Source organism: Dactylosporangium sp. NPDC048998, from assembly GCF_043197855.1.
Taxonomy (GTDB): domain Bacteria; phylum Actinomycetota; class Actinomycetes; order Mycobacteriales; family Micromonosporaceae; genus Dactylosporangium.
This window is the reverse complement of record NZ_JBICTV010000005.1, coordinates 189,728-205,287: the sequence shown is the minus strand read 5'-3', so window position 1 is coordinate 205,287 and position 15,560 is coordinate 189,728. Positions and strand designations below refer to the sequence as shown.

The window sequence follows — 15,560 nt, the reverse complement described above, 5'->3', positions numbered from 1 at the left end:
GTCGCGCGCACGAGACGGCCCTGGGTACGGTGCTGCCTAGTGCTCCCACCAGGCGTGCGCGGTCACCGCGGCGTAGGCGTCGACGATGCCGAAGCCGTAGAAACCGTTGAACTGCTTGGTGCCCTCGCAGAGCGCGTCGAACTCGGCCGAGCGCCCGACGTTGACGTACGACACCAGCGGCGGGTTCGGGCAGGCGTGCTGAGCCGCCGTGTTGTAGAGCAGGTACTCGACCTTCCACGGCTCCAGGCCGAAGTTCTTCCCGTGCTGGCTGCCGTGCGCGCTGATGATCAGCGCGGCGACGCCGGCCACGTGCGGCGAGGCCATCGAGGTGCCCTGCAGGTACGTGTAGTACCCGCACTGCCCGGCCGCGTTGCAGTCCTTGAACACGGAGTCGGCGAACTCCGGCAGGACGTTGCCGTCCGCGTCGACCGAGCCCTCCTCCTGGAGCACCTTCTTCGGGTACGAGGACAGGATCTCGTTGCCGAAGGTGCGGTAGGTGTCGGTGCCGAGCCCGTCCCGGAACCAGCCGCCCGGCGCCGAGACGCCGATGCGCTCCAGGCCGTAGTCGGAGTAGTCGGCCTTGTTCAGCGACGGGCCGAGCGAGGACACGCCGATGACGAAGGGGCCCTCCGTCGGCAGGTCCCAGCAGGACTTGTTGTCGATCGGCCGGTCGTACGCGGCACCATCGGGGTAGTCCGGGCTGGAGATGTCCGTGCGCGGCTTGCCCTTGTCCTCGTGGTTGTTGCCCATCGCGGCGACCAGGGTCACGCCCTTGAAGTGCGCGTAGGTCAGGGCGCGGAACATCGCCTTGATGATGGTGCGCTGCTCCGCCTGCGCGGCCGGGGAGTCGGCCGGGTTGGCGGTACAGTTGTACAGCCACGGGTCGACGTAGAAGGACATGTTCACCACGTCGATGCCCTTGTCGCCCGCGTACACGAGCGCGTTGACGGTCGGCTCCAGGAAGAAGTACCCCGAGTCCTGTCCGCCCTTGAGCTCGACCAGCGACACGTTCGGCGCGACACCGGACACGCCGACGCCGTTGGCCGCCGCGCCGATGATGCCGGCGACGTGCGTGCCGTGGCCGCCGTCGTCGGTGCCGACCGGGTCGAGGCAGCTCGGGACCTCGCACGGCCCGTCGATGTCGGGCCGGTCCGGCGCGAAGTTCTTCGACAGCGCCCAGTTGAAGTTCGGGGCGATGTCCGGGTTGGAGGCATCCACGCCGGTGTCGAGGATGCCGACGGTCACCCGCTTGTCACCGGCGTTGACCTTGCGCGCCTTGTCGGACTTGACCGCCTTGAGGCCCCACAGCTTGTCGTCGAGCGGGTCCATACCGGCCGTGGCCGGCTTCTTCTCACTCTTCTTGGCGGCGGCGGCCGCGCGCTGGGCCTCCCGCTCGACGTTGCTCGGCCGGTCCTTCTTCGGGGCCTTGCCGATGGCGACCTGGTGCGTCGCGCCGACGAGCTGCGGCGCCGCCGCGGCCTTCTCGACGAAGCCGTTCTGCGGCGCGAGCACCGTGTACATGCCCACCGTGTCGTTGCTGCCGACCACCGTGCCGCCGGCCCGCTTGATGGCGGCGGCCGCGTCGGAGGCGGAGACGTTGTCCGCGGCGACGACCGTGTATTGCGTCGTCGCCGTGGACTCGGCGCTGGCCGGGGCCGACATGAGGCCGGCCGCCGTCACCGTCAGCGTCGCGGCGAAGACCGCGGCGCCGGTGAGCTTCTTGTTGAATCCCACATAACCTCCCTGGTCGAGGGGATGGGGATATGAGAACAAGAGCTCTTGCGGGGGCGAAACCCTTTCTGTCCAAGATTCTCGATGCGAGGGCGGCGCATGCGCCGTTGTTCAGACGGATCCGGCGATCCGCTCCACGGCGTCCTTCGCCTCGGCCAGGCTGACGCCGGTCACCTGCCGGTAGATCTTGATGGCGGCGAGGAGGTTCTGCTGCCGCAGCGCCTCCGTGAACTCCGGCGGCATGTTGGCGACACCCGAGAAGGTGTCGGCGAGCTGCGGGTCGAGGCCGAAATGGCGGTACAGGAAGGCGACCTGGCGCTCCGCGCGGAACAGGCGCTCACGGAGCAGCTGAATGCTTTCTTCGGTGTACATCCCGACACAGTATTGCGCGGGGGCAAGCAAAAGAGTCGGGGAGCCGCCAGTAGGCGGCTCCCCGAAGTGTCGGAAAAACTCAGCCGATCGGCTCGGCGGACGGGTCCTCGGCGGTGTCGGCGGGGATCTCCGCGGCCGCGGCCCGGGCCGCGGCGGCACCGCGGGCCGAGCGCTCCTCCTCGGTGATGGGGAAGTGGCAGGCGACCGTCTGCCCGGGCGCGAGCTCGCGCAGCGGCGGCTCCTCCTGGGCGCACAGGTCCTGCGCCTTCCAGCACCGGGTGCGGAAGCGGCAGCCGGACGGCGGGTCGATCGGGCTCGGCACGTCGCCGGTGAGCAGGATCCGCTCCCGCTGTGCCTTGTCCCGGCGGCCCGGGTCGGGCACCGGCACCGCGGAGAGCAGCGCGAAGGTGTACGGGTGCAGCGGCTGGGTGTAGAGCCCGTTGCGCCCGCCGATCTCGACGACCTTGCCGAGGTACATGACCGCGACCCGGTCCGAGATGTGCCGGACGACCGACAGGTCGTGCGCGATGAACACGTACGTCAGATTGAACTCGCGCTGCAGGTCGTCGAGCAGGTTGACGACCTGCGCCTGGATCGACACGTCCAGCGCGGACACCGGCTCGTCGGCGATGATCAGCTTCGGCTGCAGCGCGAGCGCCCGGGCGATGCCGATGCGCTGGCGCTGACCGCCGGAGAACTCGTGCGGGTAGCGGTTGTAGTGCTCGGGGTTGAGCCCGACCAGCTCCAGCAGCCGCTGGACCTCCCGCTTCTGCCCGTGCGCAGTCCTGATGTTCTGCACCTGCAGCGGCGCGCCGACGATCGAGCCGACCGTGTGGCGCGGGTTCAGCGAGGAGTACGGGTCCTGGAAGATCATCTGGACCTCGCGGCGCAGCGGGCGCATGCCGCCCACGCCCAGGTGCGAGATGTCCCGGCCCTCCAGCAGCACCTGGCCGCCGGTCGGCTCCAGCAGGCGGGTCATCAGGCGGCCGGTCGTGGACTTGCCGCAGCCGGACTCGCCGACCAGGCCGAGCGTCTCACCGGCCTTGACGGCCAGGTCGATGCCGTCGACCGCGCGCACGGCGCCGACCTTCCGCTTGATGAAGGCGCCCCGCATGATCGGGAAGTGCTTCTCCAGGCCCCGCACCTCGAGGAGGTTCTCGCCGCTGCGGTGCGGTGCCGCCGCCGGCTGGGGTTGGGTGCTCGTCGACACTGTCGTGCTCCTCAGAGGTTCGGGGCGATGTCCGACTTGAAGATGGCCGCGCGGTCCGCCGGCGGAATGTGGCAGGCGACGCCGTGTTCGCGCGTGCCCTCCGCCAGGGTCGGCTCGACCGTCTTGCAAGGGATGCCGTCGCGCTGCGCGTACGGGCAGCGCGGGTGGAAGGAGCAGCCACTCGGGAGGTTGATGAGCGACGGCGGGTTGCCCTTGATCGGCACCAGCCGTTCGCGCACCTCCCGGTCGACGCGGGGCATCGACGAGAGCAGGCCCCAGGCGTACGGGTGCTCGGGGCGGCGGAAGATGGTCTCCGCGGTGGTGTGCTCGACGCACTTGCCGCCGTACATCACCAAGATGTCGTCGGCCACCTCGGCCACGACGCCCAGGTCGTGGGTGATGATGATGACCGCGGAGTTGAACTCCGTCTGCAGGTCACGGATCAGGTCCAGGATCTGCGCCTGTACCGTCACGTCGAGCGCCGTCGTGGGCTCGTCCGCGATGAGCAGCTGCGGGTTGTTCACCAGCGACATCGCGATCATCGCGCGCTGGCGCATGCCGCCGGAGAACTGGTGCGGGTAGTCGTCCACGCGCCGCTGGGGCTGCGGGATGCCGACCCGGTCGAGCATCTCGATCGCCCGCTTGCGGGCCTCGGCCTTGCTGCCCTTGTGGTGCACCCGGTACGCCTCGATGATCTGCGCGCCGATCGTGTAGTACGGGTGCATCGCGGTCAGCGGGTCCTGGAAGATCATCGACATCTTCGCGCCGCGCAGCAGGCGGACCCGCTCGGGCGAGGCCCGGATGAGCTCCTCGCCGTCGAGCCAGACCTCGCCGGAGATCTTGGCGGAGCCGCGCCGGTGCAGGCCCAGGATGCCCAGGCTGGTGACGCTCTTGCCGGAGCCGGACTCGCCCACGATGCCGAGGGTCTGGCCACGCTCCAGCTGGAACGTCAGGCCGTCGACGGCCTTGACCACGCCGTCGTCGGTCTTGAAGTGGATCCGCAGGTCGCGCACGTCGAGGAAGGCCTCGGCGGGCTGCGGGCCGGAGCCGCCCGGGCTCGGGTTGACGTCGGTGAGCAGGCTGCTGGACATGCTCACTCCTTTCCAGGGGTGCCGTGCAGCGGGGACCGGGACGCGGGCAGGGTCATGAGAGCCGCACCCGCGGGTCGATCACGGCGTAGAGCACGTCCACGATCAGGTTGGCCATGACGATGAAGAACGAGGCGAACAGCGTCGCGCCGAGGATGATCGGCAGGTCCTTCTGCGTCACCGCGTCGACGCTCAGCTTGCCGATGCCGGGCAGGCTGAACACCCGCTCGGTGAGAATCGCGCCGCCCAGCAGCGTGCCCAGGTCGAGGCCGAAGATCGTGACGATCGGGGTGAGCACCGCGCGCATGGCGTGCTTGCCGATCACGACCCGCTCCTTCAGACCCTTGGCGCGGGCGGTGCGGATGTAGTCCTCGCTCATCGTCTCGAGCATCGTGGCCCGCGTCAGCCGCGCGTAGGTCGCGGCGAACAGCAGTGCCAGGCTCACCCAGGCGAGGAAGAGCTTGTTGGCCCAGCCGAGCGGGTCGTCGACGAAGTTGACGTACTCGCCGCCCTTGAAGATCTTCCACTGGTGCACGAACAGCGACTGGAAGACCAGGCCCGTGAAGTAGATCGGTAGGGAGACGCCGGCCAGTGCCAGCACCATCACCACCCGGTCCGAGAGTTTTCCGCGTTTCAGCGCGGATATGACGCCGCCGGCGACGCCGCCGAAGAGCCAGAGAATCGCCGCGCCGATGGCGAGGGAGATGGTGACCGGGAGCCGGTCGAGCAGCAGCGGCCACACCTCGCGGTCGGTGCGGAAGGAGTAGCCGAAGCACGGCGCCGAGCAGTGGGTGACGCTCGGCCCGCTGTCGTAGTCCCGCCCGACGACGAGGCCCTTCGCGAACCTGGCGTACTGGATGTAGATGGGCTGGTCCAGGCCGAGCTTGATGCGGGTGGCCTCCACGTCGCGCGGGGTCGCCGTCTTACCGACGTACATCTCAGCCGGATCAGCGTGCGCCGCCTTCGGGATCAGGAAGAAGATCGCGAAGGTGACCATGGAGACGGCCACGATAAGCAGAGCCGCGGTGACCAGGCGGCGCAGGATGTAGTTGATCACGTGTGCGGCCTGACGCCGGCCGGCTCGACGAGGTTACCGTCGCACCGGCCGGCGCCGTGGCCCTCACCTGCCTTCTGTACTCGTGAAGGGCGGGTTACCGGCTGTTCAGGCTTGCTGCTTCAGCAGTTGGTGCGTTTGCCGACCCGCAGGTCAGCTCGCGACGCCCAGGCTGGCGAAGTCGTACATGCCGTAGTACTCCGTCACGAAGACGTTCGTGACGCGGGGGTTGCGGTAGTTGAGCGCCTTGTCGTAGACGAACGGGCAGTAGATCGCGGCGTCCATGACCTTGTGGTCGATCTGAGCCCAGATGTCGGCGGCCTTCTTCGGGTCGCTCTCGGCCTGGGCCTTGTCGATCAGGCTGTTGATCTCGGGGTCGTCGATCTCCGAGTAGTTGTTGTTGCCCGACTGCTGGATCTTGCGGCCGTCGACCAGCACCTGCAGGAAGCCGGCGGCGGTCGGGTAGTCCGCGCCCCAGCCGGCCATCATCAGGCCGTAGCCCTTGGCGTGCACGTTGGACGGCGAGCCGATGGTCGAGCGGAAGTACAGCGACGGCTCGGTCGGGTCGAGGCGGGCGTTGATGCCCACGTTCTTCAGCGCCGCCTGCAGGGCCTCGGCCGTCTTCGGCTCCTTGCCGGCGTTGCGGGTGGCGATGACGGTGTCGAAGCCGTTCGGCTTGCCACAGGCCGCGAGCTCTTCCTTGGCCTTGTCGATCTGCGGCTTGCCCGACTTGGTGTTGTACGGGTCGTAGTCGTCGTGACCGGCGATGTTCGGCGGCAGCATGTTGTAGGCGACGTCACCGCCGGCCTCGGCGCCACCACGCGCGGTCTGCATGGCGACCTTGTCCGTGGCGTACTGCACGGCCTTGCGGCAGTGCTCGTTGTCGAACGGCGCGACCTTGGTGTTGATCGAGAAGTAGCGGATGAAGCCCGTGTTCGGGGTGTCCGCGTTCTTCTTCTTCTCCGGGTCGAGCAGGATCTTCGGCTGGCTGCCCTGCTGGACGCCGGTCTGGCCGGTGTCGATGTCGATGTCACCGGACAGCAGCTGGTTGTCGATCTCCTCCGGCGCGGTGCCGATGGTGAAGTCGATCTGGTCCGGCAGCGCCTTGCGCACGGTGTCGGTCTTCTGGTCCCACTGGTCGTTGCGGACCAGCACGGCCTTCTTGCCCGCGTCGTACGACTGGAACTTGTACGGGCCGGTCGAGACCGGCTTCTCGCCGTACTTGTCGCCGTTGTCCTTGGCCTTCGGCACGGGGCCGGCGCCGGGCATGGCGAGCAGGTACGGGAAGTCCGAGAGGGCTTCCTTCAGGTGGAAGACGATCGTGGTGTCGTCCGGGGTCTCGACGGACTTGAGGCCCAGCTTGTCCGGGTCGGTGTCCTTGTACGGGCCGGGGTAGTCCTGGCCCTGGTCGAGCACGTCCACCAGGTAGGTCGGGCCACCGGAGAGCACGTCCTGCGCGAAGATGCGCTCGACGCCGTACTTGACGTCCTTCGAGGTGATCGGCGAGCCGTCCTCGAACTTCAGGCCCGGCTTGAGCTTGAAGGTGTACGTCTTGCCACCGTCGGCGATCGTCGGCATGTCCGCGGCCAGGTCGGGAACCAGCTTGAGGCCGTCCTCGCCAGGCTTCGACTCGTTGGTGAGCAGGGTGCGGACGTAGTAGCCCTTCATGAAGTTCCACACGTACGCGTAGTAGGCACGCGCCGGGTCGAACGAGTCCGGGTCAGCGCTGTTGACGAGCTTGAGCGTGCCGCCCTTCTTGTCGGAAGGGTTCACGACGCCCTTGGTGGCGGCGTTGAACCCGGACACACCCTGGGGGGCCGAGCTCTCGCTGGTCTTCGTGTCGCCGCCCGATCCGCAGGCGGACAACACCAGGGCGACGGCGGCCGAGCCGGCCACCAGTGCCCCTGTCCTCATTCTCACTGGGTTTCCCTCCTTGTTTGGCGCGACCCGCCGAGGGACGGGCCGTCCGAGCTGTGCTGCTGTGCGAGTGAAGATCGGGGTATGCACAGGGTTCGACCGGGCTGGCGGGCGGGGCCGGACGTGGCGGTGCCAGGTTCGCGCGACGGGCCCGAAGCCCGGCCGGCGGCCCTTGCGGGCTACCGGTTGGACTTCGGGTCGAGAGCGTCACGCAGGCCGTCGCCGAACAGGTTGAAGGCGAGGACCATCAGGAAGATCGCGACACCGGGCACGAACATGTACATCGGGTCGTACTGGTAGAACTGCACGGCGTCCGAGAGCAGCCGGCCCCACGAGGGCGTGGGAGGCAGCACGCCGACGCCGAGGAACGACAGCGCGGCCTCGAACAGGATGTTCGAGGGGATGATCAGCGTCGCGTACACCAGGATCGGCGCGACGAGGTTCGGCAGCAGCTCGCGGAAGAGGATCCGGCTCGGGCCGGCCCCGATGCTGCGCGCCGCCTCGACGAACTCGCGTTCCCGCAGGGAGAGAGTCTGGCCGCGCACGATGCGCCCGATGTACGGCCAGCTGAAGAACGCGATGACCGAGATGACCACGCCGATGCGCCAGCCGGTGCTCGCCGGCACGACGGAGATCAGCGCGATCGAGAAGAGCAGGTAGGGGAAGGCGAGGATCAGGTCCATCAGCCGGCTGATCAGGCTGTCGACCGCGCCGCCGAAGTAGCCGGAGACGATGCCGAGGACCACGCCGATGGTCACCGCCGCGAGGGTCGCGGCCAGCGCCACGAGCAACGAGACCTGGGCGCCGTAGATGATCTGCGAGAACAGGTCGCGGCCGGTGACCGGCTGAACGCCGAGCAGGAACTCCTTGCTGACGCCGCCCCAGGTGCCGACGGGCGGGATGCCGCCGAGCAGCGGATCGATCTTGTCTTGATGGAAGTCGTTGACCGGGTGCCCCCACACCTTGTTGATCAGGGGGGCGAACACCGCGACAAGCACCAGGAAAATGATGAACCCGGCTCCGACGAGCGCGACCTTGTCGCGCTTGAGCCGGGTCCACGCGATCTGACTGAGCGAGCGACCTTCGATGGCCTTCGCGGGAACACCGGCAGGCGTTGCGGTCGCCTCGTCGACCGTCGGCACCTGCTCGTCGCTCTTCGACGTGACGGGTCCCATAGTCATGGGCGTGGTGCCCCTCTCCCCGGCCGCCTGCCCGCCATCACGAACCCGCCAGCGATGGCCGTCGCACCGTGAAGCGAGCATGCGTCGGCCAGACCGGGGCCCGTGGCAGTCAGCAGCCGATCGGCTGTGTCTTCGTGGACTCCTGGTGCCCTATCCGCAGGTTCGGTCCACGGGCAGAGCGTGCACGAAGCCGACGTGGTGGTGTCGCCTTCGTTGCAGGAACCCTGTCTCCCGTTCGGCCGCCCGTCAAGGGTCACCCCCTGTCCTGTAACCAAGTCCACGCCGCGCCGTGATGAGGGCGTGATCCAAGCACAGCGACTTTTGGATCATACACCCCCTAAACGGGCGAATTACCGTCGAATCGTAACGGTGCGATCACGCAATGTGGCGGAAACATAGCGGCAAGACCGACGAGAACGGGCTATCCAGGACGATCGTTGATCGTTTCACACTTAACAGTACGGTCCGGTCAGGAAGCATGGTGACACAGCGTGCTCAAATATCGAAATTGATCACGACTGGCGCGTGGTCCGAGGGGCCCTTGCCCTTGCGCGCCTCCCGGTCGATGTAGGCGCCCGTCACCGCGTCCGCAATCGACGGACTCGCGTAGACCAGATCGATCCGCATGCCCTTGTCCTGATGGAACATCCCCGCCCGGTAATCCCAGTACGTGAATGGATTGGAGCCTTTCATCGGTTTGGGCACGATGTCGGCGAGTCCGGTGTCCAGCAGGGCGGCGAGCGCGTCGCGCTCCGGCTTCGTGACGTGCGTGGCGCCGACGAAGGCGGCGGGGTCGAAGACGTCGGAGTCGGCCGGGGCGACGTTGAAGTCCCCGCAGACCGCGACCGGGCCGCCGCCCGCGAGGTCCGTCGCGACCGCGGCGCGCAGGGCCTCGAGCCAGGTGAGCTTGTACCCGTAATGCGCCGACTCCGGCGTGCGCCCGTTGGGCACGTAGACCGACCAGACCCGCACCCCGCCGCACAGCGCCGACACCGCGCGGGCCTCCTGGCGCGGCTGGTCGAACAGGGCCTCGTCGCCGCCGGGCTCGCCGGCCCAGCCGGGGTCGCCGGCGAAGCCGCGCCGCACGTCGTCGAGGCCCACCCGGGACAGCAGCGCGACGCCGTTCCACCGCCCCTCGCCGTGGTGCGCCGTGGTGTACCCCAACTCGCCGACCTCGGCGGCCGGGAACGCGTCGGCGGCGACCTTCGTCTCCTGCACGCACAGCACGTCGGGCCGGGCCTGCTCCAGCCACTCCAGTAGCCGGGGCAGCCGGGCCTTCACCGAGTTCACGTTCCAGGTGGCAAGTCTCACCCCTGCCACAATGCCAGCTTCATGCCGACTCGCGCTTCACCAACTCCGTGGGTAAGAGCAACACGGGCTCGATCTGCTCGCCCGCGGTCATCCGCAGCACCTGGCGGGCCGCCATCCGGCCGAGGTCGGTGATCGGCTGGCGCACGGTGGTCAGCGGCGGCTCGGTGTCGCGCGCGAAGTCCATGTCGTCGAAGCCGACCACGGCCACGTCGTCGGGCACCCGCCGGCCGGCCTGGCGCAGCGCCCGCAGCGCGCCCTCGGCCATCGCGTCGGAGGCGGCGAAGACCGCGTCGAGGTCCGGGTCGTCGCCGAGCAGCTGACTCATCGCCAGGGCGCCGGACTGCCGGGTGAAGTCGCCGACCGCCACCAGCGAGCGCCGGCCGCTGTCCTGCATGGCCGAGCGGTACCCCTTGAGCCGGTCGATGCCGGCGCTCATGTCCTGCGGCCCGGCGATCGTGGCCACCCGCCGCCGCCCGGTGTCGAGCAGGTGGCGCACCGCCGCGCGGGCCGCGTCCTCGTTGTCCACGTCGACGTACGGCACCGAGGACTGGATCAGCAGGCGCCCGTTGCACACGACCGGCACGCCGGCCCGGCTGAGCCGCTCGGGCAGCGGGTCGGCGCCGTGCATGGAGAAGATGATCGCGCCGTCGACGTGCCCGCCCGTCGCGTAGCGCTCGACCCGGTCGTGGCTGGGCCCCGAGGGGCCCACCATCATGAGCACGAGCTGCTTGTCGACGGCCTCCAGCTCCAGGCTCACCCCCCGGATGATGCTGGAGAAGAACGGGTCGTCGGAGAACACCCGGCTGGCCGTCTCGGAGGCGACCAGCGCGATGGAGTCGGTGCGCTGGGTGACGAGGCTGCGCGCGGCCTGGTTGGGCACGTAGCCGAGCGCCTCGACCGCGCTGAGCACCTTGTCGCGGATGTGCGGAGCGACGGAGGTCGACCCGTTGACCACGCGGGAGGCCGTGGCCCGCGACACCCCGGCGCGTTGCGCGACGTTTTCGAGTGTGGGCCGGTCCCGCCCCGACAGCACCATTCTGTCCCCCATATCTGTTCCGCGGACCATCATGACTGAAGCTCGGCATTGTGTAGCGCATAAAAAGGACGGGCGATGGAGCATGTCGCTCCACCGCCCGTCGCACCCTCACACCGGTTACACCCTGATCACGATTTCGCCGGTCATACTGCGTCGATCAACCCAAGCCGGTCACCCGGGCCGCCGCTCGGCCGGAGAGCGCTCTCAAGACTGCAATCAGACTGGCCCATGACTAGCCCAATGTCAATCACAGAATCGGTTGAGAGCGCTCTCCCGAATATGTTGTGGGAAACGCCAAAACCGTCATGCCGCCTGGCGGCGCGCGCAGGCCTCCAGGTGCGCGGCGATGACCGCGGTGGTGGACGAGCGCACGCAGGCGTCCGCGCCGGCCTCCAGCACGTCGACGACGGCCTGGTGGTCGCTGTACGGGCTGAGCACGGCCACGATGGAGGCGGCCGGGTGGCGCAGGCAGGCGGCGGTGACCGTCCTTGGGCCGGGGTCGTCGAGCAGCACGATGTCGGGCTCGCGGCAGCCGGCCGGCGGTTCGTGGCGCCGGGTCACCACCCAGCCGTGGGGCAGGTGCCGCTCGAGGTCGGCGTGGCGGCCGGCCGGGGCGATGAGCAGGACGTCGACGTGCTCGACGGCGTGGGCGGCGGGGGTGCGCTTGGGGAGGGTCACGATCGTCATGCCTCCTTTATCGCGTGTCGGCCTGGTACCACCCTTGGCCCCGCCTGCGAGAATCCTGGAAGGGCGGGACCGCAGGGAGGCTGCCCGTGATCGTGTGGATCAACGGCCCGTTCGGCGTGGGCAAGTCGACCCTCACCGCCGAGCTGTGCCGGCGCGAGCAGCGGGCGCGGGCGTTCGACCCCGAGCGCATCGGCTGGGTGCTCAAGCGGACCCTCGGCTGGGTCCGGCAGGGGGTCCGCCACGGCGACTACCAGGACCTGCCGGCCTGGCGGGCGGCGACCGTGGCCGCCGCGGCCTGGCAGGCGCGCGGCGCCGACCCGCTGCTGGTGCCGATGACCGTGCTGCGCCGCCGCTACCTCGAGGAGATCGTCGCCGGGCTGCACGGCCGCGGCCACGAGGTGCGCCACGTGCTGCTGGACGTCTCCGCGCCCGTCCTGGTGGAGCGGATCGAGGCGGACGACGACCCCAGCCCGCAGGGCTGGCGGCTGGACAGCCTCGGCGCCTACCTCACCGCGCGGCGCGAGCTGCGCGCGCTGGGGGCGGTCGTGGACACCGACGAGCTGGCCCCGGACGAGGTCGCCGACGAGGTCCAGGGGCTCATCACCGGCTGGCGCACGACCTGAACATCGGGCGCGCCAGCCGGAATTGACCAGGCGCTGCGGCGGCCGAGGCAGTACCTCACCTGGGCGGCGGCCGAGGTCCGGGCCGACGAGCTGCCGGTCGGCCGCCACCGCGCGGTGCTGTGAGCCGCTGAGCTATCTGGAGTACACCTCCATCTCCCACAACGAATAGCCGTAGCCGGTGGCGCGGGCCACCCCGGCCATGCGCACGTACCGGGCGCTGACCGGCTCGAACGTGACGTTGTCGGTGCCGCCGTTGCCGGCGTCGACCACGGCCGCGGCGCTCCAGCTGCTGCCGTTGGCAGAGACCTCGATGCGGTACCGCGACCCGTAGGCGGCCTCCCAGCGCAGGATGACCCGGGCCACCGTGCGTGCCGAGCCGAGGTCCACGGTGATCCACTGGTTGTCGCTCCACCCGCTGCCCCACCGCGTGGTCGGGTTGCCGTCGACCGCCGCGCCGGCGCTGTAGCCCAGCTGGGTGCTGCTGGCGGTGACCGCCCGGCTCTGCGCCAGGTTCGTCAGGTCGTCGCCGCGCCTGGCCGGGAACGACACGACCTGCTGGTACGTCGGCCGGTTCTGCCAGGAGATCTTGTCGTGCGTGATCCCGCCCAGCGGCGACTGGACGATCGTGTCCGCGCACCACTGGTCGCCGGCCGAGCAGTACTTGTCGCCCGGGTACGTGGTGGTCGCGGGCTCCGCGGTCGCCGCCGCGAGGGTCGTGACCAGCACCTGCCGGCATGCCGTCAGGGAGCCGCCGCCGCAGTAGGTGCGGCCCAGGCCGCTGCGCACCGGGTCGCCGAGGACCGAGCGGAGGTCCTTGTGGAGGTAGCCCCACCAGCCGTACTGGAACGAGGACCCCTTGTGGGTCTGGGTCTGGTTCAGCGAGCCGGCGCTGGTCGGCCCGGTGGCCCCGGAGGGCGACTCGTCGATCTGCAGCGCCCTGGTCAGCGCGGCGTAGACGTCGTCGCCGAGCCCGGCCCGGAACGCCCCCTCGATCAGCTTCGGCCACCAGGCGTCGAAGGTGCGGATCGCGGCCGCGTGCTGGTAGACGTGCGATCCGGGCGAGGTCTCGACCCGCCTCGCGCCGGCCGCCTGCCAGGCCCGCAGCGCGGCGACGTTGGGGTCGGTGCTCGTACCGGACGGATCGAGGATGCGCAGCAGCTCCGGCAGCAGGTTCTCGGCCCGCAGGTCGGTGACGGCGGCGTCCTCGACCAGCCGCACGACCCCGGCCCGATCGACCTTGCCCGCGCCGAGCGCGGATTTGACCCGCTTGTCGAGCAGATCCGCGCGATGCACGGCGCCGAAACTGAAGTTTCCGTCCGCCGCGCCGAAGTCCTTACTTTGCTTGTTATTCCAAGAGACGAAATAATCCTGCTCGGTCGACTGCGGATGCTGGGTCACCGGAATGTAGTCGGCCGTATTCGTATCCGCATTCCATCCGGACCATTCATATGCGGCGTCCGCCTTCGTCGGCAGGTTCGGGTTCGCGCCCGGCTTGCGCACCGGATCGCTGCCGGAGTTGAAGTACGCGGTGTCCGTGGCGTTGACGTAGAACCAGTTGAAGGCGTACCCGACGTCGGAGGCCGAGGCGATGAACTGGGCCGGCGTGCCCATTGCGGCCGGGTCGTTGAACGCCTGGAAGCCGATCGCGGAGTCGGCCTCGTGCCGGTACGTCGAGCGCAGCTGGGTGAACGCGACCGGCTGCCCGCCGACCGTCCCGCGCCAGGCGACCAGGCCGTACTTCGTGCGGTACGTGATGAGCTGGTAGGACCCGGCGGGCGTGGAGTCCGCGACGGTCGGCGTCCAGGCGTTGGACTGCACCAGCGCCTCCATGGGCGTGCACACGCCGTGGAAGAGGTACGCCGAGGACTGCGTCGTGGCCGCGGAGCCGTCGGTGTTGCACAGCGGCACCGCGTACGTGTCGGTGATGTCCTGCTCCGCCGAGGTGGCGCTCCAGGCGTAGTCCTGCCCGCGGCCGAGCAGCACGTAGAGGTTGAGCCCGGCGAACGCGACGCCGTGCGCGCTGACCCCGGGTCCCTGCAGCTCCTGCAGCATGAGCAGCTGCGGCGAGAAGTACCCGGTCTGCGGCCCGAACACGGCGATCGGGTGCCCCGTCGCCGAATGCGCGGCGTCGATCACCACCGCGTTGGACATGCCGCGTTTCGTCGCCGCGCCGGGCGCGAGGCCGGCGGTCGTCGTCGCCGAGCCGCTCGGGTTGAACACCAGGGGTTGCGCGGCGACGCTGCCCAGGTCCGGCAGCGCGACGCCGGGGGCGTCGGGGTCGGCCGCGCCGTACGGGAAGGACTGCCCGTTGTGCAGGGTCAGCACCGCCTCCTCGTCGTTCTGCTCGCGGAAGGCGGCCCAGAGCCGGTCGCCCTCGGCGGCGCCGTAGCGGGCCCGGGCGGTGACCCGCACCAGCGCGGACTCGACCTCGCCGCCCCCGCCGCCGCCGAACAGGCCGCCGACCACGCCCGCGATCGCGATCAGGTCGGTCATCTGGAACGGCTCCGGCCCACCGGCGTTGGTGATCGCGTCGAGGTGGCCGGTGAGCACGTACTCGCCGGGGCAGTTGCGCCCGGCCATGCAGGCGGCGATGTAGGCGTTGATGCCGGCGACGTACTGCTGCACGTCGTCGTAGAGCTGCGCGCCGCGCGCACCCTTGGTCCGCAGCGCCGCGACCTGCGCCTGCAGGTCGGCCTCGGTGTACGGGGCGCTTCGCCAGATGCTCTGCTCCAGCTCCCGGTTGCCCGGCGCGCCGCCGGCGAACGGGGTCAGCTTCCCCCGGCCGACCCGGCGCATCAGGTCCATGACGAACAGCCGGTCCTCCGCGCCGGCGTACCCGGCGCCGAACATCGTCCCGGCCCGCGTCGTGCCGGTCACGTGCGGCACGCCGAGCGCTTTGTCCCGCACGATCGTCACGTCGGAGCGCGGGCTGTAGCTGCGCGCCACCTGACCGGCCGGTACGCCGAACGAGGCACTGTTGTAGAAGGAGGAGATCTGCTCGTCGGTCAGGCCGGTGTAGGCCGCGACGAGGTTCGCGTACGGGCCGAGCTGGTCGGCCGAGTGCGCCGGCCGGAAGCCCAGCGCCTGGTGGGCCAGGATGTCGGCGAGCGTGGCGTTGCCGTTCTGGCCCGGCGGCAGGATGTCGTCGCACTGCTCGAGGCAGTAGTCGTTGGGCGCCAGGACGGCCGCCCGGGCGGGCGCGGCGAGCGCGGGGGCGACGAGCACCGCGGAGGCGAGCAGTAACGCCCCCAGGGCGCGCTTGAGGAGAGGCAGGGACATGGCGGATCCCTTCCGTGGTTGCGAGTCAATATGAAAATGACTCGGATTACCGGATGGTAACAACGACGCCC

General features: G+C 69.7%; 12 protein-coding genes. 1 reads left to right on the top strand and 11 read right to left on the bottom strand.

All coding sequences use genetic code 11. The features are described 5' to 3' along the window. Positions 1–36: 36 nt before the first annotated feature. The 10 genes from ACGFI8_RS14660 to ACGFI8_RS14615 form a co-directional block, all read right to left on the bottom strand. Positions 37–1,734: a S8 family serine peptidase gene (locus ACGFI8_RS14660; protein ID WP_392804431.1), complete on the bottom strand. Its 1,698-nt coding sequence runs from the start codon at positions 1,732–1,734 to the stop codon at positions 37–39. A gap of 108 nt (positions 1,735–1,842) precedes the next feature. Then, the gene (locus ACGFI8_RS14655; RefSeq protein ID WP_392804429.1) at positions 1,843–2,103 is read right to left on the bottom strand and encodes a hypothetical protein; all 261 of its coding nucleotides are present in this window, start codon (positions 2,101–2,103) and stop codon (positions 1,843–1,845) included. A 79-nt stretch (positions 2,104–2,182) separates the two neighbouring features. Continuing rightward, a complete protein-coding gene (locus ACGFI8_RS14650) occupies positions 2,183–3,217 on the bottom strand; it encodes an ABC transporter ATP-binding protein (RefSeq protein ID WP_392805371.1) in 1,035 nt (344 codons plus the stop codon). Positions 3,218–3,324: 107 nt separating this feature from the next. Then, complete coding sequence (locus ACGFI8_RS14645) at positions 3,325–4,404, bottom strand: ABC transporter ATP-binding protein (RefSeq protein ID WP_392804427.1); 1,080 nt, start codon at positions 4,402–4,404, stop codon at positions 3,325–3,327. A 52-nt stretch (positions 4,405–4,456) separates the two neighbouring features. Next, a complete protein-coding gene (locus ACGFI8_RS14640) occupies positions 4,457–5,458 on the bottom strand; it encodes an ABC transporter permease (protein WP_392804425.1) in 1,002 nt (333 codons plus the stop codon). 150 nt (positions 5,459–5,608) lie between these two features. Then, the gene (locus tag ACGFI8_RS14635; RefSeq protein ID WP_392805369.1) at positions 5,609–7,369 is read right to left on the bottom strand and encodes an ABC transporter substrate-binding protein; all 1,761 of its coding nucleotides are present in this window, start codon (positions 7,367–7,369) and stop codon (positions 5,609–5,611) included. Positions 7,370–7,551: 182 nt separating this feature from the next. Further along, positions 7,552–8,553, bottom strand: coding sequence for an ABC transporter permease (locus ACGFI8_RS14630; RefSeq protein WP_392804423.1), 1,002 nt, complete (start codon positions 8,551–8,553; stop codon positions 7,552–7,554). Positions 8,554–9,048: 495 nt separating this feature from the next. Continuing rightward, complete coding sequence (locus tag ACGFI8_RS14625; protein WP_392804421.1) at positions 9,049–9,864, bottom strand: exodeoxyribonuclease III; 816 nt, start codon at positions 9,862–9,864, stop codon at positions 9,049–9,051. A 19-nt stretch (positions 9,865–9,883) separates the two neighbouring features. Beyond that, the gene (locus ACGFI8_RS14620; protein ID WP_392805367.1) at positions 9,884–10,894 is read right to left on the bottom strand and encodes a LacI family DNA-binding transcriptional regulator; all 1,011 of its coding nucleotides are present in this window, start codon (positions 10,892–10,894) and stop codon (positions 9,884–9,886) included. Between the two features lie 309 nt (positions 10,895–11,203). Then, positions 11,204–11,587: a hypothetical protein gene (locus ACGFI8_RS14615; protein ID WP_392804419.1), complete on the bottom strand. Its 384-nt coding sequence runs from the start codon at positions 11,585–11,587 to the stop codon at positions 11,204–11,206. Between the two features lie 86 nt (positions 11,588–11,673). Between ACGFI8_RS14615 and ACGFI8_RS14610 the strand changes: the two genes are divergently transcribed. Further along, complete coding sequence (locus ACGFI8_RS14610; RefSeq protein WP_392804417.1) at positions 11,674–12,210, top strand: AAA family ATPase; 537 nt, start codon at positions 11,674–11,676, stop codon at positions 12,208–12,210. 132 nt (positions 12,211–12,342) lie between these two features. Here the strand turns inward: ACGFI8_RS14610 and ACGFI8_RS14605 are convergent, their stop codons facing one another. After that, positions 12,343–15,489 carry a penicillin acylase family protein gene (locus ACGFI8_RS14605; protein ID WP_392804415.1) on the bottom strand — a complete coding sequence of 1,049 codons (3,147 nt, stop codon included), beginning with the start codon at positions 15,487–15,489 and terminating at the stop codon, positions 12,343–12,345. Between the last annotated feature and the right edge of the window lie 71 nt (positions 15,490–15,560).